At 69.9% G+C, this 26136-nt stretch carries 18 protein-coding genes; 16 read left to right on the top strand and 2 right to left on the bottom strand.

Features of this window, described 5'->3' with window-relative positions; genetic code table 11:
* Positions 1 to 63 precede the first annotated feature (63 nt).
* A complete protein-coding gene (locus OG917_RS11525) occupies positions 64 to 1092 on the bottom strand; it encodes a hypothetical protein (protein WP_328317480.1) in 1029 nt (342 codons plus the stop codon).
* 137 nt (positions 1093 to 1229) lie between these two features.
* Here OG917_RS11525 and OG917_RS11520 point away from each other — a divergent pair, with 137 nt between their 5' ends.
* The gene (locus OG917_RS11520; protein ID WP_328317479.1) at positions 1230 to 3851 is read left to right on the top strand and encodes a valine--tRNA ligase; all 2622 of its coding nucleotides are present in this window, start codon (positions 1230 to 1232) and stop codon (positions 3849 to 3851) included.
* A 68-nt stretch (positions 3852 to 3919) separates the two neighbouring features.
* Here OG917_RS11520 and OG917_RS11515 read toward each other — a convergent pair whose 3' ends face one another.
* Complete coding sequence (locus OG917_RS11515) at positions 3920 to 4933, bottom strand: rod shape-determining protein (RefSeq protein WP_328317478.1); 1014 nt, start codon at positions 4931 to 4933, stop codon at positions 3920 to 3922.
* 121 nt (positions 4934 to 5054) lie between these two features.
* On the opposite strand from OG917_RS11515, the gene folC reads away from it, so the two are divergent.
* The 15 genes from folC (at position 5055) to OG917_RS11440 (ending at position 26095) form a co-directional block, all read left to right on the top strand.
* On the top strand, positions 5055 to 6584 hold the full coding sequence (gene folC / locus OG917_RS11510) for a bifunctional tetrahydrofolate synthase/dihydrofolate synthase (RefSeq protein ID WP_328317477.1): 1530 nt from the start codon (positions 5055 to 5057) through the stop codon (positions 6582 to 6584).
* Positions 6585 to 6587: 3 nt separating this feature from the next.
* Positions 6588 to 6938, top strand: coding sequence for a DUF4233 domain-containing protein (locus OG917_RS11505; RefSeq protein ID WP_328317476.1), 351 nt, complete (start codon positions 6588 to 6590; stop codon positions 6936 to 6938).
* A gap of 85 nt (positions 6939 to 7023) precedes the next feature.
* Positions 7024 to 7437, top strand: a complete 414-nt coding sequence (gene ndk / locus OG917_RS11500; protein WP_328317475.1) for a nucleoside-diphosphate kinase — start codon at positions 7024 to 7026, stop codon at positions 7435 to 7437.
* 289 nt (positions 7438 to 7726) lie between these two features.
* Positions 7727 to 8746, top strand: coding sequence for a rod shape-determining protein (locus OG917_RS11495; RefSeq protein ID WP_164261203.1), 1020 nt, complete (start codon positions 7727 to 7729; stop codon positions 8744 to 8746).
* 148 nt (positions 8747 to 8894) lie between these two features.
* A complete protein-coding gene (gene mreC / locus OG917_RS11490; protein ID WP_328317474.1) occupies positions 8895 to 9833 on the top strand; it encodes a rod shape-determining protein MreC in 939 nt (312 codons plus the stop codon).
* A 12-nt stretch (positions 9834 to 9845) separates the two neighbouring features.
* The gene (mreD, locus tag OG917_RS11485; protein ID WP_328317473.1) at positions 9846 to 10520 is read left to right on the top strand and encodes a rod shape-determining protein MreD; all 675 of its coding nucleotides are present in this window, start codon (positions 9846 to 9848) and stop codon (positions 10518 to 10520) included.
* A gap of 61 nt (positions 10521 to 10581) precedes the next feature.
* The gene (gene mrdA, locus OG917_RS11480; protein WP_328317472.1) at positions 10582 to 12762 is read left to right on the top strand and encodes a penicillin-binding protein 2; all 2181 of its coding nucleotides are present in this window, start codon (positions 10582 to 10584) and stop codon (positions 12760 to 12762) included.
* A 4-nt stretch (positions 12763 to 12766) separates the two neighbouring features.
* Positions 12767 to 13957, top strand: coding sequence for a rod shape-determining protein RodA (rodA, locus tag OG917_RS11475; RefSeq protein ID WP_328317471.1), 1191 nt, complete (start codon positions 12767 to 12769; stop codon positions 13955 to 13957).
* A 172-nt stretch (positions 13958 to 14129) separates the two neighbouring features.
* Positions 14130 to 16067: a TIGR03960 family B12-binding radical SAM protein gene (locus OG917_RS11470; protein WP_328321822.1), complete on the top strand. Its 1938-nt coding sequence runs from the start codon at positions 14130 to 14132 to the stop codon at positions 16065 to 16067.
* A gap of 405 nt (positions 16068 to 16472) precedes the next feature.
* Complete coding sequence (locus tag OG917_RS11465; protein ID WP_328317470.1) at positions 16473 to 17306, top strand: TIGR03936 family radical SAM-associated protein; 834 nt, start codon at positions 16473 to 16475, stop codon at positions 17304 to 17306.
* 282 nt (positions 17307 to 17588) lie between these two features.
* A complete protein-coding gene (locus OG917_RS11460) occupies positions 17589 to 21719 on the top strand; it encodes an Rne/Rng family ribonuclease (RefSeq protein WP_328317468.1) in 4131 nt (1376 codons plus the stop codon).
* A gap of 387 nt (positions 21720 to 22106) precedes the next feature.
* A complete protein-coding gene (rplU, locus tag OG917_RS11455) occupies positions 22107 to 22427 on the top strand; it encodes a 50S ribosomal protein L21 (RefSeq protein WP_164265538.1) in 321 nt (106 codons plus the stop codon).
* Between the two features lie 14 nt (positions 22428 to 22441).
* Positions 22442 to 22696, top strand: coding sequence for a 50S ribosomal protein L27 (rpmA, locus tag OG917_RS11450; protein WP_164265539.1), 255 nt, complete (start codon positions 22442 to 22444; stop codon positions 22694 to 22696).
* A 123-nt stretch (positions 22697 to 22819) separates the two neighbouring features.
* The gene (gene obgE, locus OG917_RS11445; RefSeq protein WP_328317467.1) at positions 22820 to 24259 is read left to right on the top strand and encodes a GTPase ObgE; all 1440 of its coding nucleotides are present in this window, start codon (positions 22820 to 22822) and stop codon (positions 24257 to 24259) included.
* Positions 24260 to 24589: 330 nt separating this feature from the next.
* A complete protein-coding gene (locus OG917_RS11440; protein ID WP_328317466.1) occupies positions 24590 to 26095 on the top strand; it encodes a bifunctional cytidylyltransferase/SDR family oxidoreductase in 1506 nt (501 codons plus the stop codon).
* Positions 26096 to 26136 lie beyond the last annotated feature (41 nt).

The following is a 26136-nucleotide window of genomic DNA, read 5'->3' as shown; positions in this document are numbered from 1 at the left end:
TGAGACATGGGGGCGCCCGGTCGGTTCACCGACCGGGCGCCCCCATGTGCTGTACGCCCCCCGCTACTTGACGGGTACGCGGACGTCCTTGCGGAGATCGGCGGTCAGCTTGGCCGACTCGTCGAGGCTGAGGCCGTCACCCGCGCCCTGGGTCGGGACCCCGATACCGAGCGTGCTGTAGTCGGCCCACATGCAGAAGTACTGCGTGTTCGTCTTCTTGGTGGCGAGGTTCGGGCCCTGCGCCTGCTGGCACTTCATCACGGCGCCGTCGAGGCTGTCGGGGCTGACCGACTGGGGATCCCCGATCCACTTCACCTTGCTGTCCTTGTTGTTCTTCTTGAAAGCGGCGAACCCGGCGTCCACCGTGGCTGCCGGATCCTTCACCTTTCCGTACAGACCCTCGAAGCTGACCGAGTGTGCTCCGGCGAGCTCAAGAGGGTTGGTCTTCGCCGGATCGCTCAGGTCGACCGTGGAGTAGACGGCGCCGACCGACTTGGCCTGGGTGATACCGCTGTTGGCCAGTCCCTTCGCGTCGGCGGACGACGCGTCCTGCGCCGGCCGGTTCTCGCCGTTGCGCTTGTAGTCCCCGAGCACCTTGGCCGGTGTCGTCAGCATGTGCGGCCCGTCGTCGGCGAGCGAACCGCTGTCGCCGCCCTTCGTCAGCAGATAGACGCCGCCGCCGATCACCGCCACCGCCACGACGGCCGCGACCACGATCAGGCCCGTCTTCTTCTTCGGCGCCTGCGGCGGAGGCGGCACCTGTCCGTAGGGGGCCTGCTGCCCGTACGGCGGCTGCTGGGGCGGCTGGCCGTACGGGTTCGGCTGGCCGGGCTGCTGCTGCGGGTAGCCGTATCCCGGCTGCGGCGGCACGCCCTGCGGCTGCTGCTGCGGGTAGCCGTAGCCGGGCTGCGGCGGACCGGCAGGCTGGCCGTACGGGTTGCCGGGCTGCTGCTGGGGCTGGGGCGGCTGTCCGTACGGGCCCGGCTGCTGCGGCTGCTGTCCGTACGGCCCCGGCTGCTGCGGCGGCTGCTGTCCGTACGGGCCTGGCTGCTGTGGCTGCTGTCCGTACGGCCCCGGCTGGTTGTAGCTCATGTACTGGCTCCCCCTCTTGATCCCTACCTGATGCGAACATCCTGACGGACACCCCGGGGCACGGGGGAGACGGGGGCCACAGTCTCACCAAAGATTCCCGTTTCAGTACGGGACCGTGACGCCCTTAAACTAGGCCCGTGACCGAGAACTCTTCGCAGACTCCAGCGCCCACCACCGAACTGCCGACCCAGTACGCGCCGGCCGAGGTAGAGGGGAAGCTGTACGAGCGCTGGGTGGAGCGCGGTTACTTCGAGGCCGACGCCAAGAGTGAGAAGCCCCCGTACACCATCGTCATCCCGCCGCCGAACGTCACGGGCGCCCTCCACCTGGGCCACGCCTTCCAGCACACGCTGATGGACGCCCTCACGCGCCGCAAGCGCATGCAGGGGTACGAGGCCCTGTGGCTGCCCGGTATGGACCACGCCGGTATCGCCACCCAGAACAAGGTCGAGCAGCAGCTCGCCGAGGAGGGCAAGTCCCGCCAGGACCTGGGGCGCGAGGAGTTCACCGCGCGCGTCTGGAAGTGGAAGGAGGAGTACGGCGGCAGGATCCTCGGGCAGATGCGCCGTCTCGGGGACGGTGTCGACTGGTCCCGTGAGCGGTTCACCATGGACGAGGGGCTGTCCCAGGCCGTCCAGACGATCTTCAAGAAGCTCTACGACGACGAGCTGATCTACCGCGCCGAGCGCATCATCAACTGGTGCCCGCGCTGTCTCACCGCGATCTCCGACATCGAGGTCGACTACCAGGACGACGACGGCGAGCTGGTCTCGCTGAAGTACGGCGAGGGCGACGAGACGCTGGTCGTGGCGACCACCCGGGTCGAGACGATGCTCGGCGACACGGCGATCGCGGTCCACCCCGACGACGCGCGGTACGCGCACCTCATCGGCAAGCGGATCAAGCTGCCGCTGACCGACCGGACCATCCCGGTCGTCGCCGATACGCATGTCGACCCCGAGTTCGGCACCGGCGCCGTCAAGGTGACGCCCGCCCATGACCCGAACGACTTCGCCATCGGCCAGCGGCACGGCCTGGAGTCCATGACGATCATGGACGAGCGCGGCGTCATCACCGTGCCCGGCCCCTTCCACGGGCTCGACCGTTTCGAGGCCCGCGCCACGATTGTCGAGGCCATGCGCGAGCAGGGCCGGGTCGTCGCCGAGAAGCGCCCGTACACCCACTCCGTCGGCCACTGCTCGCGCTGCAAGACGACCGTCGAGCCCCGCCTCTCCCTCCAGTGGTGGGTCAAGGTCGAGACGCTCGCCAAGGACGCGGGCGACGCGGTCCGTGACGGCCGCGTCAAGATCCACCCGAAGGAGATGGAGAAGCGCTACTTCGACTGGGTCGACAACCTCAACGACTGGTGCATCTCGCGTCAGCTGTGGTGGGGCCACCGGATCCCCGTCTGGTACGGCCCGGCCGGCGAGGTCGTCTGTGTCGGACCGGACGACGAGGTGCCCACCGGTGAGGGCTGGCACCAGGACGAGGACGTCCTCGACACCTGGTTCTCCTCCGGCCTGTGGCCGTTCTCCACGCTGGGCTGGCCGGAGCGGACCCCGGATCTGGAGAAGTTCTACCCGACCGATGTGCTGGTCACCGGCCACGACATCATCTTCTTCTGGGTCGCCCGGATGATGATGTTCGGTCTCTACGCGATGGACGGCGTCGCACCGTTCCACACCATCGCGCTGACCGGACTCGTCCGCGACGAGCACGGCAAGAAGATGTCCAAGTCCTTCGGCAACGTGGTCGACCCGCTGGACTGGATGGACCAGTACGGCTCCGACGCCGTCCGCTTCACCCTGGCCAACGGCGCCAACCCCGGTGCGGACGTGCCGATCGGCGAGGACTGGGTCAAGGCGTCGCGCAACTTCGCCAACAAGATCTGGAACGCGACCCGCTTCGCGCTGATGAACGGCGCAACCGTCGAGGGCGAACTGCCGCCTGCCGGGAAGCAGTCGGCCAACGACCGGTGGATCCTGTCGCGGCTGAACGCGGTCGTGGCCGAGGCGGACGCGTACTACGACGACTACCAGTTCGCCAAACTCGCCGACACCCTCTACCACTTCGCGTGGGACGAGGTCTTCGACTGGTACGTCGAGCTGTCGAAGACGACGTTCTTCGCGGGCGGTGAGGCGGCGCAGGTCTCGGCGCGGGTCCTCGGTGAGGTCCTCGACGTGATGCTGCGACTGCTCCACCCGATCGTCCCGTTCGTCACCGAGACGCTGTGGACCACGCTCACCGGCAAGGAGTCGGTCGTCGTGGCCGACTGGCCGAAGGACTCCGGCTTCCGGGACAGCGCGGCCGAGCAGGAGATCACGCTGGTCCAGCAGGTCATCACCGAGGTCCGCCGCTTCCGCTCGGACCAGGGGCTCCAGCCGGGCCAGAAGGTCCCGGCCCAGCTCGACCTGGAGGGTACGGCGCTGGCGCCCCACGAGGCGTCCATCCGCCAGGTGCTGCGGCTCCAGCCCGCGGGGGAGGGCTTCCACGCCACCGCGTCGCTGCCGGTCGCGGGTGCCCGGGTCGCTCTCGACCTGTCGGGGACGATCGACGTCCCGGCCGAGCGCAAGCGGCTGACCAAGGACCTCGTCGCGGCCGAGAAGGAGAAGGCACAGGCGCTGGGGAAGCTCGGCAACGAGGCGTTCCTGGCCAAGGCGCCCGACAACGTGGTCGACAAGATCCGTACGCGCCTCGCCAAGGCCGAGACGGACATGGAGCGTATCCAGGCCCAGCTCGACGGGCTGCCGCAGGCGTAAGCGCGGCCGTCCGCGACGCGAAGACCCCCGGTCTCGCCGGGGGTCTTCGCCCTTTCCGCGGGCAGGCGCTACGTGGCCGGTGTCAGCACCTTGTGGGTCGCCGCGTCGAACTCCTCGACACACTTGCCCGTGCCCAGGGCCACGCACTCCAGCGGGTTCTCGGCCACGGTCACCCCGATGCCGGTCGCCGCCGCGATACGCAGATCCAGGCCGGGCAGCAGCGAACCGCCGCCCGTCAGGACGATTCCGTGCTTCATCACGTCCGCGGCCAGCTCCGGAGGACACTGCGACAGGGTCGACTGCACCGCGGCGACGATCGCCTCCAGCGGTTCGTGCATCGCGGCGCGGATCTCGGCGGCGGTGAGGATGAGTGCGGTCGGCACTCCGTTGATCTTCTCGCGCCCCCGCACCGTGCAGGTCCGGCCCTCCTGGGCCTCTTCCTCCGGGACCGGCCACGCCGAGCCGATCTCCAGCTTGACCTCCTCGGCCGTCCGCTCCCCGATGAGCAGGCTGCGCTCCCGGGCGATGTGGTCGATGATCGCCGCGTTCATGCGGTCGCCCGCCAGCCGCAGCGACTGCGAGGTGACGATGTCGCCCATGGAGATCACGGCGATCTCGGTCGTGCCGCCCCCGATGTCGACGACCATGGAACCGCGCGGCTCGTCCACCGGCAGCCCCGCCCCCATCGCCGCCGCCATCGACTCGTCGAGCAGATGGACGGTGCGCCCGCCTGCCTCCTGCGCGGCCTGCACGATGGCCCGCAGCTCGACCGGGGTCACCCCGGTCGGCATACAGACCACCATCCGGGTCCGCGTCCGCCGGCCCTTGAGGGCCTTGCGCACGAAGTACCTGATCATCTCCCTGGCGGCGTCGTAGTCGCCGATCACGCCCTCGCGCATCGGGCGGAGCGAGGTGACCGAGTCCGGGGTGCGCCCGAGACTCTCCCGCGCTTCGTCGCCGATGGCCGGGGCTCCGCGACCGCTGTCGCGCACGGCCACCACCGAGGGCTCGTTGAGCACGATGCCCTTGCCGCGGACGTAGAGGAGTGTGTTCGCCGTACCGAGATCAATACCTATGTCCATAATTGCTAAGTGTGCCCCGCTATTGGGGCGTTCCGCGCGTCGGAGTGCTCCGAATCGGGGGCGCGGGCGCGGAGGGGACGGGGGAGGTCCGGGCCGGCCGGGACCTCCGTAGACTGGTCCTGTGAGCGAGTCCGACCCTTTCGACGAAATCGTCGACGCAGCGACCGACCTTCCCCCAGCCGACCATGCGGAACCAGCGGGGGAGACACCGTCGTCCCCCGATCCGGCGGTGATCGAGGCCGGCAGCCGCACCCTGCGCACCCACGGCGGACCTCCGCCGGGCGACGGAGTGCCTGCCAGGCCCGCCGACCCGGAGGTGGACAAGGCACTGCGGGCGGTGGAGCAGGAGCTCGTCGGCCGCTGGCCCGAGACCAGGCTCGACCCCTCCCTCGTACGGATGGAGGCGCTGCTCGACGTCCTGGGCGATCCGCAGCGTGCGTACCCCTCGATCCACATCACCGGCACCAACGGCAAGACATCGACGGCCCGGATGGTCGAGGCGCTGCTCGGCGCCCTGGAGCTCCGCACCGGGCGGTACACCTCGCCGCACGTCCAGTCGATCACGGAGCGCATCAGCCTCAACGGTGAGCCGATCGGGGCCGAGCGGTTCATCGAGACGTACGAGGAGATCAAGCCGTTCGTCGGCCTGGTCGACGAGCGCCAGGAGCACCGGCTCTCGTTCTTCGAGGTTCTCACCGCAATGGCGTACGCGGCCTTCGCCGACGCGCCGGTGGACGTCGCGGTCGTCGAGGTCGGGATGGGCGGGAGCTGGGACGCGACGAACGTCATCGAGGCTCCCGTCGCCGTCGTCACCCCGATCTCGCTGGACCACACGGACCGCCTGGGCTCCACGCCCGCCGAGATCGCCGGGGAGAAGGCCGGGATCATCAAGCAGGGCGCGACGGTCATCCTGGCGCAGCAGCCGGTGGACGCCGCCCAGGTGATGCTGAAGAAGGCCGTCGAAATGGACGCCACGGTCGCCCGTGAAGGCATGGAGTTCGGTGTCGGCAGCCGGGAGATCGCGGTCGGCGGCCAGCTGCTGACGCTGCGCGGCCTGGGCGGTGACTACGAGGACGTCTTCCTCCCGCTGTACGGCGCCCACCAGGCGCACAACGCCGCAGTCGCGCTCGCGGCGGTCGAGGCGTTCTTCGGGGTCGGCGCGCAGCAGGCCCAGCGGCTCGACATCGACATGGTCCGCACGGCTTTCGCCTCGGTCACGTCTCCGGGCAGGCTTGAGGTCGTACGCAGCTCCCCGACGGTCGTCCTCGACGCGGCGCACAACCCGGGGGGCGCGCTGGCGGCCGCCGCTGGTGTCACCGAGGCGTTCAGCTTCTCGCGGCTCATCGGAGTGGTCGGGGCGAGCGCCGACAAGGACGTCCGCGGCCTGCTCGAAGCGTTCGAGCCGATCTTCGCCGAGGTCGTGGTGACGCAGAACTCCACGCCCCGCGCGATGAAGGCGGACGACCTGGCGGCGATCGCCGTCGAGGTCTTCGGCGATGACCGCGTGGTCGTCGAGACCCGGCTCGACGACGCTCTGGAGGCGGCTATCACGCTCGCCGAGGAGGAGGACGAGTACGCCGGAGCGGGTGTCCTCGTCACCGGTTCAGTGATCACGGTCGGCGAGGCCCGGCTGCTTCTGGGAAGGCGCTGACCTATGCGCACGCTCTGCGCTTCCACCCTGATCGGTGAATTCTTCGTGATCGGTTTCGCCGGTCTGGTCGCCATGAAGGGTGATCTGTCGGAGACCACCGTCTGGACGGTGTGCGGTATCGGCATGCTCCTCTCGGTCCTGCTGTGCGGGATGCTGAGCCGTCCGGGTGCGGTCCAGATCGGCTGGGGGCTCCAGATCGCGCTGATCGTCAGCGGTTTCTTCGTGCCGGTGATGTTCATCCTGGGCGCGGCGTTCGCGGGTCTGTGGTGGGCCTCGGTCCATTACGGACGGATCATCGACACGGCGAAGGCCCGCTGGGCGGAGCAGGCATCCGCAGGGCCTGACGCTGCGTAATAGCCGCACGACAGGGCCCTGTAGCCTGAGGCCCTGTGACCCGGACCGGTCATCTCGTACCGCCCGTACTGAAGGAGTCCGTACAGTGAGCCAGCGCACGCTCGTCCTGCTCAAGCCCGACACCGTACGCCGCCACCTGGTCGGCGAGGTCATCGGCCGCATCGAGCGCAAGGCGAACTGGACCATCTCCGCGATGGAGCTGCGCACGCTCGACCAGGACACGCTGGAACAGCACTACGGCGAGCACAAGGGCAAGCCCTTCTACGAGCCGCTCGTCGAGTTCATGGCGTCGGGTCCGGTCGTCGCACTGGTCGTCGAGGGCGAGCGTGTCATCGAGGGGCTGCGCGCCCTGGCGGGCCCGACTGACCCGATTGCCGCAGCGCCTGGCTCCATTCGTGGGGATTTCGGCACCATCGTCCGGGAGAATCTCATCCACGCCTCGGACTCGGAGGAGTCTGCGGAGCGAGAATTGAAGATTTTTTTCCCGGGCGTATCCTGACGTCATGTCAGCTGAATAGCGCTCGTGCCCTCGGGCGACCGAATTAATTCGGTCGCCCGTCGGCATATGCCGGGCGATTTCGGGAACGCATCGCACCGACATGACGTCACCATGACTGAGGCGGCCAGAACTTCCGCCCACATGGCGGAGGGCCCTCGCGCGGTGTCCGTGCAGGCGGCACTACGATGGAAGCCTTCACACCCACAGCGCTCACTTCGCCTACCAAAAAAAGCCAATCGCTCCACTTGGGAAGGCCCGACGCATCCTCATGGGGAACAAGGGGAACTCAATGTCGTTCATCGGCCGTGACATGGCTATCGACCTCGGGACTGCCAACACGCTGGTGTACGTCAGGGGTCGAGGAATCGTCCTCAACGAACCCTCCGTCGTCGCCATCAACACCAACACCGGCGGGATCCTCGCCGTAGGTGCCGAGGCAAAGAAGATGATCGGCCGTACACCGGGCAACATCGTTGCCGTACGGCCGCTGAAGGACGGCGTGATCGCCGACTTCGAAATCACCGAGCGGATGCTCCGCTACTTCATCCTGAAGATCCACAAGCGCCGCTACCTGGCCCGTCCGCGGGTCGTCGTCTGTGTTCCCTCGGGCATCACAGGGGTCGAGCGACGCGCCGTCATCGAGGCGTCCACCCAGGCGGGCGCGCGCCAGGTGCACATCATCGAAGAGCCCATGGCCGCCGCCATCGGCTCGGGCCTGCCCGTCCACGAGGCCACCGGCAACATGGTGGTCGACATCGGTGGCGGCACCACCGAGGTCGCGGTGATCTCGCTCGGCGGAATCGTCACGGCGCAGTCGATCCGGGTCGCCGGCGACGAGCTGGACAACGCGATCATCCAGCACATCAAGAAGGAGTACTCCCTCCTCCTCGGTGAGCGCACCGCCGAGCAGATCAAGATCACTATCGGCTCCGCGTTCGACCTGGAGAAGGACGAGCACACCGAGATCCGCGGCCGCGACCTCGTGTCGGGACTGCCCAAGACCGTGGTCATCTCAGCCGCCGAGGTCCGCAAGGCCATCGAGGAGCCGGTCAACGCCATCGTCGACGCGGTCAAGACGACGCTCGACAAGTGCCCGCCCGAGCTGTCCGGTGACGTCATGGACCGGGGCATCGTCCTCACCGGCGGCGGGGCGCTGCTCCGCGGCCTGGACGAGCGGCTGCGCCACGAGACGGGCATGCCCATCCACATCGCCGAGGACCCGCTGGACTCCGTGGCTCTCGGGTCGGGCAAGTGCGTCGAGGAGTTCGAGGCACTCCAGCAGGTTCTGGACGCCCAGCCCCGCCGCTGACGGACCGCGCTCTTCCGCCGTACGGGGCATGTCCGCCCCGTACGGCGGATCGTTGGAGCAGGGGGCCCGGCCGTGACTGGCCTCCCCCCGCACAACAGAACTCAACAAACGCATATGAATTCCGACGAGGAAGGCACGGCCTCCGCACGTGAGGGACACACGAGAGAGCCGGCTGCTCCTGGTGCTGCTGGTCGCCATCGCGTTCGCGCTGATCACGGTGGACATCCGCGGCGGTGAGGCGTCTCCGGTGGACGGCGCCCGGCACGCCGCCGCCACCGTGTTCGGACCGGTCGAGAACGGTGTCGCGGGCGCCGTGAACCCGGTCGGTAACGCCATCGGTGCAGTACGGGACTCCGGCGACCGGCACAGCCGCATCAGCGCACTGGAGCGTGAGAACACCGCTCTGAAACAGCAGCTCGGCAGCAGCGACCGCAACCGCAGCCGCGTCCGCCAGCTCGACAGCATGCTCAAGACCGCGGGTGCGGGCCAGTACGGGATCAAGGGAGCCCAGGTCATCGCCGTAGGCGCGGCGCAGGGCTTCTCCTGGACGATCACCATCGACGTCGGCACCGCCGACGGCATCAAGCGGGACATGACCGTACTCAACGGGGACGGGCTCGTCGGCCGGGTCACCACCGTGGGCCCCAACACCGCGACCGTGCTGCTCGCCAACGACCCCGACTTCACCGTGGGCACCCGGATGGAGAAGACCGACGAGGTCGGCTTCGCCACCGGCCGCGGCGACCGCCCGCTCTCCGTCCAGTTCCTGAACGGCAAGGCCGAGGTCAAGAAGGGCGACCGGCTGGTCACCTTCGGGTCCAGCAACGACAAGCCCTTCGTACCCGGTGTGCCCGTCGGACAGGTCGTCCGCGTCGACCCGTCGGGCGGCGACCTCACCCGTACGGTCTACGTCCGCCCGTTCGTCAGCTTCACCAAACTCGATCTGATCGGCGTCGTCGTCGAGCCGCCGCGCAGCAACCCGCGTGACACGGTGCTCCCGGCCAAGCCCGCCGGGCCGAAGCCCATCCCCACCGTCACGGTCACCGCGACGCCCTCGGCGCCCGCCGGCGACCTTCCCCAGCAGTAGGAGCTGATCCGTATGCGTCTCAACCGGATGCTGCTCTCGGCCACGCTGGTGGTGGTCGCCCTGGTCATCCAGGTGAGCGTGCTCGCCCGTCTCCAACTTCCCGGCGCCGTGCCGGACCTGATGCTGCTCACCGTGGTGGCTCTCGCCCTCGTGTACGGCCATGTGGGGGGCGCCTTCATCGGTTTCGGCGCCGGCCTGCTGGCCGACCTCGCCCCGCCCGCCGACCATGCCGCCGGGCGGTACGCGCTGGTGCTGTGCGTGGTCGGCTACGCGGTCGGGCTCGCCAAGCCGGAGAAGGGCCGCATCAGGTCCGTCACCGGGCCGATGCTCGTGGTCGTCGGCGCCGCTGTGGGCTCCACCCTGCTCTACGCCGGGGTGGGCTCCCTCGTCGGTGACACCGCCGCCCGGCACGTGGGCCTGAGCGGGCTGCTGTTCAGCGCCACGATCTACGACCTGCTGCTCGCGCCGTTCACCGTGCCGTTCATCATGGCGCTGGCCAGACGCGCCGAGAACGATCCGCTCGGCGAGGGCCGGGACAGCAGCGGTGTGACCGCCGACGTCGCGACCGGCTGGCTGGCGACGGGCACCGGACTCAGTGTCGGCGGCCAGCGCGGCGGTCTGCGCATGAAGGCGGCCAAGTCGCGGGCGGCGAAGGCCGGACGCATCAAGGGGGTCAAGAGGCTGTGAGACTGCGACACGCGGGGGCGCGGCCGTCGGATTCCGGCCGGACGATCAAGGGGACACGGCTGTGAGCAATATTCCCGAGACCGGCCGGACCTCACGCGTCCGGATCCGTCTCGTCGTCATCCAGGTCCTCGTCTTCTCCCTCCTGCTGACCCTCGGCGGCCGGCTCTGGTACCTCCAGATCCGCAACGGCGACGAGTACAGCGCGGAGGCGAAGAACAACCACGTCCAGCAAGTGGTCCAGCCTGCCGTCCGCGGCTCCATCTTCGACGCGCGCGGAGTGCCGATCGCCGACAACGAGACCAAACTCGTCGTCTCCGCGAACCGCACCGACCTGCTGAGGATGAGCGACGACGGCAAGGCCGTCCTCACCCGGCTGGCCGGCGTCCTCGGGATGAAGCCGGCCGACGTCATCGCGAAGGTCAGGCTCTGCGACGCGAAGACCCCGAAGCCCTGCTGGAACGGCTCGCCCTACCAGCCGATCCCCGTCACCGAGAACGCCACCACCCAGCAGGCGCTCCAGATCCGCGAGCGCACCGAGGACTTCCCGGGCATCACCGCAGGGCCCACCGCCGTCCGCAGCTACCCCGGCACGGGCGGCCTCAACGCCGCCCAGGTGCTCGGCTACCTCGGCCCGGTCACGGACCAGGAAGTCGCCAAGTCCAACAAGACGAACAACCCGCTGCTCCGTTCCGACCAGGTCGGCCGGGCCGGTCTTGAGTCCACGTACGACCAGCAGCTGCGCGGCAAGTCCGGTGTCACCCGCTACGAGGTGGACAACCTCGGCCGGGTCATCGGCAAGGCCGGGCAGACCGCGTCACAGCCCGGCAGTTCCCTCGTCACCAGCATCGATTCCCGGGTGCAGGCGCTGACCGAGAAGGAGCTGGACGCGACCATGAAGGCCCTCCGCAAGACCTATGACTCGGTCACCCACTCCAACTACAAGGCCGACTCGGGTGCGGCCGTGGTGATGGACGTGCACACCGGGCAGGTCATCGCGATGGCCAGCGCCCCGACCTACGACCCCAACGTCTGGGGCGGCGGCATCTCGGCCAAGAACTACAACAAGCTCACCAAGGTGTCCTCCAACTACCCCCTGCTGAACCGCGCCATCCAGGGGCAGTCGGCACCCGGCTCGACCTTCAAGGTCATCTCCACCAGCGCCGCCATCAACGCCGGTTACGCCCCGGACGGCGGCTACCCCTGCACCTCGTCGATGACCATCGGCAACCGCGAGTTCAAGAACTTCGAGGGCGAGAACTTCGGGGACATCAGCCTGGGCAAGGCCCTTGAGGTCTCCTGCGACACGGTCTTCTACCACGTGGCCTACGACCAGTGGAAGAAGGACGGCGGCAACAACCCCAAGCACCCCAAGGACTGGTTCTTCAAGGCCGCCCACGAGTTCGGGCTGGGGAAGAAGACCGGTATCGACCTGCCCAACGAGCTGGCCGGCCGGGTCCCGGACCGCGAGTGGAAGAAGGCGTACTGGGAGGCCAACAAGGACCTCTGGTGCAAGCAGGGCAAGAAGAACGGCACCTACGTCGAGCAGATCGAGTACGAGAACTGCACCGACGGCAAGCAGGTCCGCGCAGGTGACTCCGTCAACTACGCGATCGGACAGGGCGACACGCTGCTCACCCCGATCCAGGAGGCGATGATCTACTCGGCCCTCGCCAACGGCGGCACGATGTACCAGCCGAGCGTCGGCAAGGCCCTTGTCAGCGCCGACGGCAAGACGGTGCAGCCGGTCAAGCCCAAGCGCATCGGCAGGCTCCCCGACAGCAAGTCGACGGTCGCGTACATCAACAAGGCGCTGGCGGGCGTGGTCACCAGCGGTACGGCAGCCTGGCAGTTCGGCGGCTGGCCGCAGGACAAGATCGCCCTGCACGCGAAGACCGGCACGGCCGAGGTCGCCGGGAAGCAGACCACGGGCTGGCTCTCCACGTACACCAAGGACTACGCGATCGTGATGACGATCTCCCAGGGCGGTACCGGCTCCGGCGCCGCGGGCCCCGCGGTGCGCAAGATCTACGAGGCGATGTACGGCCTCGACAAGAGCGGCAAGCAGAACCTCAAGAAGGCGCTCCTGCCGAAGCCGCAGACGGCCCTGCCGAAGATCAACAAGGACGGTACGATCATCTCGCCCAAGATCGCGCCGACCAAGCCGGACCCGTCGCCCCCGGCCCCCTCGCCCTCGTCGTCCGGCGGCCAGCAGATCGCGGCCGGACCGGGCAGGAGGGACTAGCACCATGGGTGGTTTCTCCGTAGCGCGTTACGCACCCGAACAGGGCACCTGGTCCAAGCTGACCGCCCGCGACTCCCTGGTGCGCCGGCTGGACTGGCCGCTGATGGTGGCGTCCATCGCGCTGTCGTTCATCGGCATGCTGCTCGTCTACTCGGCCACCCGGGGCCGCAACTCGCTGACCCACGGCGACCCGTACTACTTCCTGCTGCGCCACGCCATGAACACCGGTATCGGGGTCGCCCTGATGATCGGCACCATCTGGCTCGGCCACCGGACGCTGCGCGGCGCCGTCCCGATCCTGTTCGGCATCTCGGTGCTGATGATCCTCGCGGTGCTCTCGCCGCTCGGACAGACCGTGAACGGCGCGCACGCCTGGATCGTCATCGGCGGCGGATTCTCCCTCCAGCCGTCCGAGTTCACCAAGATCACGATCATTCTGGGGATGGCGATGATCCTCGCCTCCCGGGTGGACGCGGGCGACCAGGACCGTCCTGACCACCGCACGGTCGCCAAGGCGCTCGGGGTGGCCGCGATCCCGATCCTGATCATCATGCTGATGCCCGACCTCGGCTCGGTCATGGTCATCGCGATGATCGTCCTGGGGGTCCTGCTCGCCTCCGGCGCGTCCAACCGCTGGGTGGTCGGGCTCCTCGGCACCGGAGTGGTCGGTGCCATCGGGATCTGGAAGGCCGGACTGCTCGACGAGTACCAGATCGCCCGGTTCGCCGCCTTCGCCAACCCGGCGCTCGACCCGGCGGGCGTCGGCTACAACACCAACCAGGCGCGGATCGCGATCGGTTCGGGCGGTCTGCACGGAACGGGCCTCTTCCACGGCTCGCAGACCACCGGGCAGTTCGTCCCCGAACAGCAGACCGACTTCGTGTTCACCGTCGCCGGCGAGGAACTCGGCTTCGTGGGCGCCGGACTGATCCTGGTCCTGATCGGCGTCGTGCTCTGGCGCGCCTGCCGGATCGCCCGCGAGACGACCGAGCTGTACGGCACGATCGTCGCGGCCGGGATCATCGCCTGGTTCGCCTTCCAGGCGTTCGAGAACATCGGCATGACGCTCGGCATCATGCCGGTCGCCGGGCTTCCCCTGCCGTTCGTCTCGTACGGGGGATCCTCGATGTTCGCCGTGTGGGTCGCGATCGGGCTGCTCCAGTCGATCCGGGTGCAGCGGCCCATGTCGGCCTGACCGGCCGGCGCAGCGGACACGCGCCCGTGCCCCGGGGGAGACCCGGAGTACGGGCGCCCTGCTGTGCCCCGCGGGACCCCGGCCGGGCCCGGGCGGATCCGGGCGGACGGGGGCGGGTGGCTCCCGGGGTACGCTGGATGGTCATCCCTGCCCGCTCATGAGAGACACCACCATGCCTGTCGAGTCGGTCGAGTCGGTCTTCCCGCGACTGGAAGCGCTTCTCCCGCACGTCCAGAAGCCCATCCAGTACGTGGGCGGAGAGCTGAACTCCACCGTCAAGCCGTGGGACAGCTGCGACGTCCGCTGGGCGCTGATGTACCCGGACGCATACGAGGTCGGGCTGCCCAATCAGGGCGTCATGATCCTCTACGAGGTACTGAACGAGCGCGAGGGCGTCCTCGCCGAGCGCACATACAGCGTCTGGCCCGACCTGGAGGAGCTGATGCGCGAGCATCAGGTCCCGCAGTTCACGGTCGACGCGCACCGCCCGGTGAAGGCGTTCGATGTCTTCGGGCTCTCCTTCTCCACCGAGCTGGGCTACACCAACATGCTCACCGCCCTGGATCTGGCGGGCATCCCGCTGGACTCCAAGGACCGGACGCTCGACGACCCGATCGTGCTCGCGGGCGGCCACGCCGCGTTCAACCCCGAGCCGATCGCCGACTTCATCGACTGCGCGGTCATCGGGGACGGCGAGCAGGCCGTCCTGGAGATCACCGAGATCGTCCGCGCCTGGAAGGCCGAGGGCCGTCCCGGCGGACGCGACGAGGTGCTCTTCCGGCTCTCGCGGACCGGCGGCGTCTACGTCCCGCGCTTCTACGACGTCGAGTACCTGCCCGACGGGCGCATCGCCCGCATGGTGCCCAACAGGTCGGGCGTGCCGTGGCGGGTCTCCAAGCACACCGTCATGGACCTCGACGAGTGGCCCTACCCCAAGCAGCCGCTCGTCCCGCTCGCCGAGACCGTCCACGAGCGGATGTCCGTCGAGATCTTCCGCGGCTGCACCCGCGGCTGCCGTTTCTGCCAGGCCGGCATGATCACGCGCCCCGTGCGGGAGCGAAGCATCACCGGTATCGGCGACATGGTGGAGAAGGGTCTCAAGGCGACCGGCTTCGAGGAGGTCGGCCTGCTGTCGCTCTCGTCCGCAGACCACACCGAGATCGGTGACATCGCCAAGGGGCTCGCCGACCGGTACACCGAGGACAAGGTCGGCCTGTCGCTGCCCTCGACCCGGGTGGACGCCTTCAACATCGACCTCGCCAACGAGCTGACCAGGAACGGCCGCAGGTCCGGCCTGACCTTCGCCCCCGAGGGCGGCTCCGAGCGCATCCGCAAGGTCATCAACAAGATGGTCTCGGAGGAGGACCTGATCCGTACGGTCTCGACCGCGTACGGCAACGGCTGGCGCCAGGTGAAGCTGTACTTCATGTGCGGCCTGCCCACCGAGACCGACGAGGACGTCCTCCAGATCGGTGACATGGCGGTCAACGTGATCGCCGAGGGGCGCAGGGTCTCCGGCCAGAACGACATCCGCTGCACCGTGTCCATCGGCGGCTTCGTGCCCAAGCCGCACACCCCGTTCCAGTGGGCCCCGCAGCTCTCCGCCGAGGACACGGATGCCCGGCTCACCAAGCTGCGCGACAAGATCCGCGGCGACAAGAAGTACGGCCGCTCCATCGGTTTCCGCTACCACGACGGCAAGCCCGGCATCGTCGAGGGGCTGCTCTCGCGCGGCGACCGCCGTGTCGGCTCGGTCATCCGCGCGGTGTACGAGGGCGGCGGCCGGTTCGACGGCTGGCGCGAGTACTTCAGTTACGACCGCTGGATGAAGGCCGCCGAGCAGACACTGCCCGACTTCGGTGTGGACGTCGACTGGTACACGACCCGGGAGCGCACCTACGAGGAGGTCCTGCCCTGGGACCACCTCGACTCCGGTCTCGACAAGGACTGGCTCTGGGAGGACTGGCAGGACTCGCTCGACGAGACCGAGGTCGAGGACTGCCGCTGGACACCGTGCTTCGACTGCGGGGTCTGCCCGCAGCTCGACCTCGACATCCAGATCGGCCCGACAGGCAAGAAGCTCCTGCCGCTGACCGTCGTCAACAAGTAGTCCTCCCCCGAGGAGCCGGCACCGGCCCCGTGCACGCCCGGAAGGCGGCACGGGGCCGGACCGTCTCCCGGGCGGACCACGGACGCGCGGGACGGCGCGGCGCGAGAGGACCCGGCGGGGCGCCGGTGACCGTGCGTCCCGGACCCCGCCCGGACACGTACGGGCGAGGTCCGGGAACCTGTTGCGCCCTGTGCGCGTACTCTGGGTAGTACAACGACTGTCCCCGAGACGGCAGCCGGACCAGAGATCTTCCCGCACGGCCCGGAAGCGGCCGGACGGGGGTGAGCCGGTCCGGATGCCCCGGGAACCCCGCCGTAGGGCGGCGCGCCCCCCGCGCCAGCCCCGCACCGAGGAGAAGAACCACTGGGCAAGCGACAGCCCGAAGGCCCGCCGCCCGCACCGGCAGTGCAGCGCATCCGACTGCGCTACACCAAGCGCGGCCGCCTCCGGTTCACCAGCCACCGTGACTTCCAGCGCGCTTTCGAGCGGGCGCTGCGCAGAGCCGAGGTGCCGATGGCGTACTCGGCCGGCTTCACACCGCACCCCAAGGTGTCGTACGCCAATGCCGCACCCACCGGCACCGGCAGTGAGGCCGAATTCCTGGAGATCGCCCTCAGCGAGGCGCGCGACCCCGAGAGCCTGCGGAAGCTGCTCGACGAGTCGCTCCCGGACGGACTCGACATCACCGACGCGGTCGAGGCACGCACCTCGGGTCTCGCCGAGCGGCTGACCGCCTCGGTGTGGGAACTGCGCCTGGACGGCGTCGAGTTCGAGGAAGCGGAGCGTGCCGTGGCCGCCTTCCTCGAAGCCGGGACGGTCGAGGTCCAGCGCCGCACCAAGAACGGCGTGCGGACCTTCGACGCCCGCAGCGCCGTGGCCGGCCTGGAGGCCGTCCGCCCCGCGGCCGTCGCGGACGCCGGGACCACCGGTGCCGACGCCTCCGCGCCGGTCAATAGGCCGGGAGGTGAGCGCTGTGCGATACTGCGGCTGGTTGTTCGGCACGTGACACCTGCTGTGCGACCCGACGACGTCCTGTCCGGTCTCCACGTTGTGGCCGACCTCGCGCCGCCGGTCCCCGCAGCGGTGACCAGGCTGGCGCAGGGGCTCTTCGACGAGGAGTCCGGCACGGTGACCGACCCGCTCTCGCCCGACCGCGAGGCAGCCCCGGCCGCTCCACCCACGGCCGCCGGAACCGCCACCCACCGGCTTCCCGCCGACGGGACACCCGCGACGGTGTGAGACGGACCTCCCCGGCCCCCGGGCCGCGGAGGCGGTCCCGCCGCGTAAGGACCAGTCGTTGTAGCGCAGCCCTCGTATCCGGGAGCCACCTGGGTCGGGCAGCGCACTGACCACGAAGACTTTCGCCAGGCCGTACGTACATCGCGTAGGGAACCGGCGAGCCAGACATCAGCTCCCGTGCGGCGCCCGCGCCCCGGACGAGCGGAACCGCGTATCTGACGCGGACCGTGCCGGACCGGACACAGACGCGGCGCCCGGGAGCGTGACGGGAGAACCGCCCGCATGCAGACGTCGAACGATTCCGGCAACGCCGGAACGAACGAAGAGACCAGTCCCAGCGACACGCTGCCCCCGCGCCGCAGGCGCCGGGCCGCATCGCGCCCCGCAGGCCCCCCGGCCGGCGGGCAGAAGGCCGCCAGCGAGGCAGCCGAGACAGTGACGCCGGCCATACCGGCCGCAGAGGGTGTCGCAGCCGGTGCCGCCGAGCCGGCGCCGCCCGTCCGCCGGCGTGCCACCCGTAAGGCGACCGCACCCGCGGGCTCCGCCAAGGCAGCGGAGAAGGCGGCGGAAGCAGAGCCGGTGAGCGAGGAGCCCGCCGCGGAGCCCGCGCCCCGTGGCCGTGCACGCCGCCGTGCCTCCGCCCCCGCGGGCGCGCCGCAGGCCGAGGCACCCGCCGCGGAAACCGCAGAAGCGGCCCCGGAGGCGGCGCCGACGCGCTCCCGCCGCCGCGCCACCCGGTCCACCGGCGCCCCCGTGGACGAGTCGCAGACCACCCAGGCGGCCGTTGTGGCCGCTGCTGAGCCGGAGGCCGCTGTGGCTGAGGAGACTTCGCGGAGCGCCGATTCAGGTGAGTCCGCCGTGACGCAGGACGCCGCTCCGGCGCGCGCCCGCCGCCGTGCCACCCGTAAGGCCACCGCACCCGCCGGCGCTCCGAAGAGCACCGAGGCTCCGGCCGCCGCGGAGCCCGCAGCTGTCGAGGAGACCGCCCCGGCCGGCACCGGTGAGCAGAGTGAGTCCGCCGTGACGCAGGACGCCGCTCCGGCGCGCGCCCGCCGCCGTGCCACCCGTAAGGCCACCGCACCCGCCGCGGCCGAGCAGCCCGCGGCCGAGCAGGCGCCGCAGGCCGCCGAGGCCGAAGCGCCCGCCGCCGAAGCACCGCGTGGCCGCAACCGCCGCCGTGCCACCTCGCCCGCCGCGACCCCCCAGCCCGAGGCCGCGCAGCCCGAGGCCGCAGGTGAGAGCCTGCCCGAGGCCGTGGCCGAGGCGCTCGCCGAGGAGACCGAGGCCGCACCGCGCGGACGCAAGCGCCGCAGGGCCGAGTCCCCGCAGTTCACCGCTGTCGCCGAGAAGGAGAAGGCACAGCGCCCCGCCGAGACCCCCGAGCCCGGACGTTCGCGCCGCCGTGCGCAGCGCCCCGCCGTGGCCGTCTTCCAGGCCCCCGTCTTCGCCGAGCCGATGTTCCAGACGCCGGAGACCGCTGCCGCGGCCGCCGCCGCCCGGCCCGCCGAGCCCGTCGAGGAGGAGGAGGCGGAGGAGGCCGTCACGGAGACCGCCAAGGCGCCCGAGCAGGCCGAGCAGGCGCCGCAGGGCGGTACGCGCGGCCGTCGCCGCCGTCGCCGTGGCGAGCCCGCCGAGGCCGAGAAGGAGAAGGCCCCCGAGCAGGCGGCCGCTCCGGCCGCCGAGCAGCCCGCCGACGAGCCCGAGGCCGAGGAGCAGTCCGCCGAGGACACGCACCAGGGCGACGACTCCGACGAGTACGGTGACCGGCCCTCGCGCCGTCGTCGCCGGGGTGGCCGCCGCCGCCGTCGCGGCGAGTCCGGCGACGCGGACGACCACAGCGACAGCAGCGACAGCGACGACCACAACGCCCACCCGGACGACGAGGCGGAGGCCTCGGACGAGGCCGAGACCCACGAGGGTTCCGCCTCCGCGGACGAGGACGACGACGACCACGCGGCTGGGTCCAGCAGCAGCCGTCGCCGCCGTCGTCGCCGTCGCCGCAGCGGTGACGCGGGCACCGACGCCGACGCCGTGGCCGACGACCCGGAGCGCACGGTCGTCAAGGTCAGGGAGCCGAGGAAGAAGGAAGCGGCCGAGCGCGAGCCCGGCACCGGCTTCGACGAGGTCCAGTCCATCAAGGGCTCCACCCGGATGGAGGCGAAGAAGCAGCGCCGCCGCGAGGGGCGCGAGCAGGGTCGCCGCCGGGTCCCGATCATCACCGAGGCGGAGTTCCTCGCGCGCCGTGAGGCCGTCGAGCGCGTCATGGTGGTGCGCCAGCACGGGGAGCGGACCCAGATCGGCGTCCTTGAGGACAACGTCCTGGTCGAGCACTACGTCAACAAGGAGCAGGCCACCAGCTACGTCGGCAACGTCTACCTGGGCAAGGTCCAGAACGTGCTGCCGTCGATGGAGGCCGCGTTCGTCGACATCGGCAAGGGCCGCAACGCCGTCCTGTACGCCGGTGAGGTCAACTTCGAGGCGCTCGGCATGGCCCACGGGCCGCGCCGGATCGAGACCGCGCTCAAGTCGGGCCAGTCGGTGCTCGTCCAGGTGACGAAGGACCCGATCGGCCACAAGGGTGCCCGCCTGACCAGCCAGGTCTCGCTGCCCGGCCGTTACCTGGTCTACGTGCCCGAGGGCTCGATGACCGGTATCAGCCGCAAGCTGCCCGACACCGAGCGGTCCCGGCTGAAGACCATTCTCAAGAAGATCGTCCCCGAGGACGCGGGCGTCATCGTGCGCACCGCGGCCGAGGGGGCCAGCGAGGACGAGCTGCGCCGCGACGTCGAGCGGCTCCAGGCGCAGTGGGAGGACATCGAGAAGAAGGCGAAGAGCGGCGGCAGCAGCAACGCCCCGACGCTGCTCTACGGCGAGCCGGACATGACCGTCCGGGTCGTCCGCGACATCTTCAACGAGGACTTCTCGAAGGTCATCGTCAGCGGTGACGACGCCTGGGACACCATCCACGGCTATGTCGCCCACGTCGCTCCCGACCTGGCCGACCGGCTCTCGCGCTGGACCTCCGAGGTCGACGTCTTCGCGACGTACCGCATCGACGAGCAGCTGATGAAGGCGCTGGACCGCAAGGTCTACCTGCCCAGCGGCGGCTCGCTGGTGATCGACAAGACCGAGGCGATGGTCGTCGTCGACGTCAACACCGGCAAGTTCACCGGCCAGGGCGGCAACCTCGAAGAGACCGTCACCAAGAACAACCTGGAGGCGGCCGAGGAGATCGTGCGCCAGCTGCGGCTGCGCGACCTCGGTGGCATCGTCGTCGTCGACTTCATCGACATGGTGCTCGAGTCCAACCGGGACCTGGTGCTGCGGCGCCTGCTGGAGTGCCTGGGCCGGGACCGTACGAAGCACCAGGTCGCCGAGGTGACCTCGCTCGGCCTGGTCCAGATGACCCGTAAGCGGGTCGGCCAGGGGCTCCTTGAGTCCTTCTCCGAGACCTGCGTCCACTGCAACGGGCGCGGCGTGATCGTGCACATGGAGCAGCCCACCTCCGCCGGTGGCGGGGGCGGCAAGCGCTCCAAGAAGCGCGGGCGCGGCGGCTCGGGCGGCGACCACGAGCACACGGCCGACCACGAGCACACGTCGGACCACGGTCACGACGAGGCGCACGACCACGACGCGGACACCGAGTACGCCGACACGGCCGAATCGGCCGACGTGACGGACGAGCGGGAGAGCTTCGTACCCGACGAGGAGCTGTACAGCAGCCCCGCGGAGGCGGAGGCGGCTGCGACCCGCAACCGTGGCCGCCGCAGGGCGACCCGCAAGGTGTCGGCTCCGGCCGGTACCCCGAAGGGCGCACAGGCGGAGCCCGAGCCGGTCGTGGCCGAGCCGGTCGTCGCCGAGCAGCCGGCCGCTCCCGAGCCGGTGGCCGAGCAGCCTGCGGCCCCGCAGCCGGACGCGGAGTCCGAGCCGGTCCAGGAGGCCGCTCCGGCCCGTGGCCGCCGCCGGGCGACCCGCAAGGCCACGGCCCCGGCCGGCGCGCCCAAGGCGTCCGACGAGGCCCCGGAGATCGTGGTCGAGGAAGCCCCGGCCCCCGTGGCCGAGGAGCCGCAGGCCCCGGCCGAGCCGGCCGCCGACGCCGCACCGCCCCGGGCCCGGCGCCGCGCGACCCGTAAGGCCACCGCCCCCGCGGGCGCGGCCGACACGGCCGTCGTAGTGGTCGATTCCCCGTCGGACGAGGCTCCTGCCGGAGCGGACGCCGAGGCGCCGGCCAAGAAGACGGCCGCGCGCAAGACGGCCAAGAAGGCGCCGGCGAAGAAGGCGGCCGTCAAGAAGACCGCGGCGGCGAAGAAGACCACCACGGCCAAGAAGGCGCCGGCCAAGAAGACGACCAGGAAGACGGTCGCCGCCGAGGAGCAGCAGGCGTCCGGGGTCACGGCCTCCACCGAGGACTGACCCCCGGCGGTTCCGTCGGACGACAGGTGCGGCCCTCCCCCGGGAGGGCCGCACCTCTCTGTCTCCGTGCCGGTCCGCGGCATACGGTCCGTGCGGCTCCGTGGCTGCCCGCTCCGGCCCCGCCGGCGCCGTACCGGCCGGTGGTACGGGCTCCGCCCTGACCGGCGGCGCAGCGCCCGCGCACGGCCCCCGGGACCCGGTTTGACCCCCCGGACCCCGACCCGTAGCCTTACCCCTCGGCGTGTTTCCTGTGCGCCACACCTCTGAGCAACTCCCTCCTGGCCCTGCCGGGAGAGGCCGCTCGTCCAATCCGGATCGTCATGGGTCCCCGGGCCCGTGTGAACGGCTGGCATCAGAGGGCCGATTCCGAGCGAAAGAGAGATCCGCGTGTACGCCATCGTGCGCAGCGGTGGTCGTCAGCACAAGGTTGCTGTCGACGACATCGTTGAGGTTGACAAGATTCCCACCGCCAAGGTTGGCGACACGGTCGAGCTCTCGACCCTGCTCGTGGTCGACGGTGACGCGGTCACCAGCGACCCGTGGGTGCTTGCCGGTATCAAGGTCCAGGCCGAGGTCGTGGATCACCACAAGGGCGCGAAGATCGACATCCTTCGCTACAAGAACAAGACCGGCTACCGCCGTCGCCAGGGTCACCGCCAGCAGTACACGGCGATCAAGGTCACCGGTATTCCCGCGGCTGCGAAGTAAGGGACTGAGGAGACATGGCACATAAGAAGGGCGCATCGTCCACTCGGAACGGGCGCGATTCCAATGCTCAGCGGCTCGGCGTGAAGCGCTTCGGCGGTCAGGTCGTCAACGCCGGTGAGATCCTGGTCCGCCAGCGCGGCACGCACTTCCACCCGGGCACCGGCGTCGGCCGTGGCGGCGACGACACGCTGTTCGCGCTGAACCCCGGTTCGGTCGAGTTCGGCACGCACCGTGGCCGCAAGGTCGTGAACATCGTTCCGGTCGCCTGATCCTTAGGCTGCCGTAGAGCGATCTGTCGAGGGCGGACCAGGTTTCCCGTTGCTTACGGGAAGCCGGTCCGCCTTTGTTGTGTTACAGGTAAGACAATTCCGTACGTTTCTGGAGGCACACCCATGACCACCTTCGTGGACCGCGTCGAGCTGCATGCCGCCGCGGGTAGCGGGGGCCACGGCTGCGCCTCCGTACACCGTGAGAAGTTCAAGCCGCTCGGTGGACCCGACGGCGGCAACGGCGGGCGGGGCGGCGACGTCATCCTCGTCGTCGAGCAGGCTGTGACCACGCTGCTCGACTACCACCACAGCCCGCACCGCAAGGCCACCAACGGCCAGCCCGGCGCCGGTGACAACCGCTCGGGCAAGGACGGGCACGACCTCGTGCTGCCGGTGCCGGACGGCACCGTCGTGCTGGACAGGGACGGGAACGTCCTCGCCGACCTGGTCGGCCAGGGCACCACCTTCGTGGCGGGCCAGGGCGGCCGCGGCGGCCTCGGCAACCACGCGCTGGCCTCGGCCCGCCGCAAGGCGCCCGGCTTCGCGCTGCTGGGCGAGCCGGGGGAGTCCCGGGACATCGTCCTGGAGCTCAAGACCGTCGCCGATGTGGCGCTCGTCGGCTACCCGAGCGCCGGCAAGTCCTCGCTGATCTCCGTGCTGAGCGCGGCCAAGCCGAAGATCGCGGACTACCCGTTCACCACGCTGGTCCCGAACCTCGGTGTGGTGACGGCCGGTTCGACCGTCTACACCATCGCGGACGTCCCCGGGCTGATCCCCGGCGCCAGCCAGGGCAAGGGCCTCGGCCTTGAGTTCCTGCGCCATGTCGAGCGCTGCTCGGTGCTGGTGCACGTCCTGGACACGGCGACCCTGGAGTCCGACCGCGATCCGCTCTCCGACCTCGACATGATCGAGGAGGAGCTCAAGCTTTACGGCGGCCTGGAGAACCGGCCCCGCATCGTCGCCCTCAACAAGGTCGACATTCCTGACGGCCAGGACCTCGCCGACATGATCCGCCCGGACCTCGAGGCCCGCGGGTACCAGGTCTTCGAGGTCTCGGCGGTGGCCCATCTGGGCCTGAAGGAGCTTTCGTTCGCGCTGGCCGGGATCATCGCCGAGGCGCGCGCCGCGAAGCCCGCCGAGGAGGCGACCCGGGTCGTCATCCGTCCGAAGGCCGTCGATGACGCGGGCTTCACGGTGAGCTTCGAGGAGGAGGAAGGCGTCTACCGCGTACGCGGCGAGAAGCCCGAGCGCTGGGTCCGCCAGACCGACTTCAGCAACGACGAGGCCGTCGGCTACCTCGCCGACCGGCTCAGCCGCCTCGGCGTCGAGGACCAGCTGATGAAGGCCGGCGCCCGTGCCGGTGACGGTGTGGCCATCGGGGCCGAGGACAACGCGGTCGTCTTCGACTGGGAGCCGACGATGATGGCGGGCGCCGAGATGCTGGGCCGCCGCGGCGAGGACCACCGGCTCGAAGCCCCGCGGCCCGCGGAGCAGAAGCGCCGGGACCGGCAGGCCGAGCGTGATGAATCGGACAAGGAGTACGACGAGTTCAAACCCTTCTAGCGGAACCGCGCAGGTCCCGCCGGAACCGTCCGTACGAGCAGAGGCCCGGGAACGCCGTCGCGTTCCCGGGCCTCTGCCCGTACGGGGTGAATCCGCGCCTCCGTTTTCGAGGGCTCGCCCTCACCGCGGCGGGCGTCCAGCCATGAGTTAACCTCGCACCCTGTGGTATCAGTCACTCACAGTGGCTGGTGGGATCCAAGTCGCTTTCCTGCCCTTAGGGTGAACACGCGGTATCGCAAGGGTTGTGGAGGCTTGGCGTCCACCTTGCGAGACGGTCACGGAGAGTGCGACCATCACACCGTTCCCTCGTCATCGCAAGGTAGGTCGTCTGTGTCTGTGCAGCACAAAGCAACCAAGCCCCGGACTACAGCAGTCGTTCTCGCCGGTGGTACCGGCCAGCGCGTGGGTCTGTCGATCCCCAAGCAACTGCTGAAGATCGCCGGGAAGGCTGTCATCGAGCACACCCTGACGATCTTCCAGCAGTCCGATTCGATCGACGACGTGATCGTGCTCATGGCCCCGGGGTACGTCCCGGACATCGAGAAGATCGTCGCCAAGTCCGGTCTCACCAAGGTCACCCGCGTCATCGAGGGCGGTTCCACCCGCAACGAGACCACCGAGCGCGCCATCGCGGCCCTCGGTGAGGGGCTGGCCGAGGGCGAGGACCGCAATGTCCTCTTCCACGACGCCGTGCGCCCGCTGCTCTCGCAGCGCGTGATCAAGGACTGCGTGGACGCGCTGGAGCGCTACCAGGCGGTGGACGTCGCCATCCCGTCCGCGGACACGATCATCGTGACCCGCACGCACGGCGGCGACGGCGAGTTCATCACCGAGGTCCCGGACCGCTCCCGGCTGCGCCGCGGGCAGACCCCGCAGGCCTTCAAGCTCTCCACCGTCCGCAAGGCGTACGAGGTGGCGGCCGGCGACCCGAACTTCCAGGCCACCGACGACTGTTCCGTCGTGCTCAAGTACCTGCCGGACGTACCGATCTACGTCGTCGCGGGTGACGAGTACAACATGAAGGTCACGCAGCCCGTCGATGTCTTCATCACCGACAAGCTGTTCCAGCTGGCCTCCACCGCGGCCCCGCGCCAGGCCGACGAGGCCGCCTACCGCGAGCTGCTGACCGGCAAGACCCTGGTGGTCTTCGGCGGTTCGTACGGCATCGGCGCCGACATCGCCGCCATCGCCGAGTCCTACGGTGCGAAGGTGTACGCGCTGGGCCGCTCCACCACCGGTACGCACGTCGAGAACCCGGAGCACGTCGACGACGCGCTCTCCAAGGCGTACTCGGAGACCGGCCGGATCGACTACGTCATCAACACCGCGGGCGTGCTGCGCATCGGCAAGCTGGCCGAGACGGACAACACGACCATCCAGGAAGCGCTGAACGTCAACTACCTGGCGCCGGTGCAGATCGCGCGCGCCTCGTACAAGTACCTGGCGGAGACCAAGGGCCAGCTGCTGCTCTACACCTCCAGCAGCTACACGCGCGGTCGCGCCGAGTACAGCCTGTACTCCTCCACCAAGGCGGCCATGGTGAACCTCACCCAGGCCCTCTCGGACGAGTGGGCCGGTGACGGTGTCCGGGTCAACTGCGTCAACCCGGAGCGCACGGCGACCCCGATGCGCACCAAGGCGTTCGGCCAGGAGCCCGAGGGCAGCCTGCTCTCGTCGGAGGCCGTGGCCCGTACCTCGCTCGACGTACTGCTCTCCGAGCTGACCGGCCACGTCATCGACGTACGCCAGCAGGACCCGACGCGCGACGCCAGCGCCGAGGCGTCAGGGTTCGAGCAGGCGCTGGCCTCAGTGCTGGACCGTCAGGAAGATGTGTAATACTTCCCGAGCATAAGTGGACGTTTCTTTTCGGGCCTCTG

Source organism: Streptomyces sp. NBC_00388, assembly GCF_036061255.1.
GTDB lineage: Bacteria > Actinomycetota > Actinomycetes > Streptomycetales > Streptomycetaceae > Streptomyces.
This window is presented reverse-complemented; position numbering and strand designations above follow the sequence as displayed.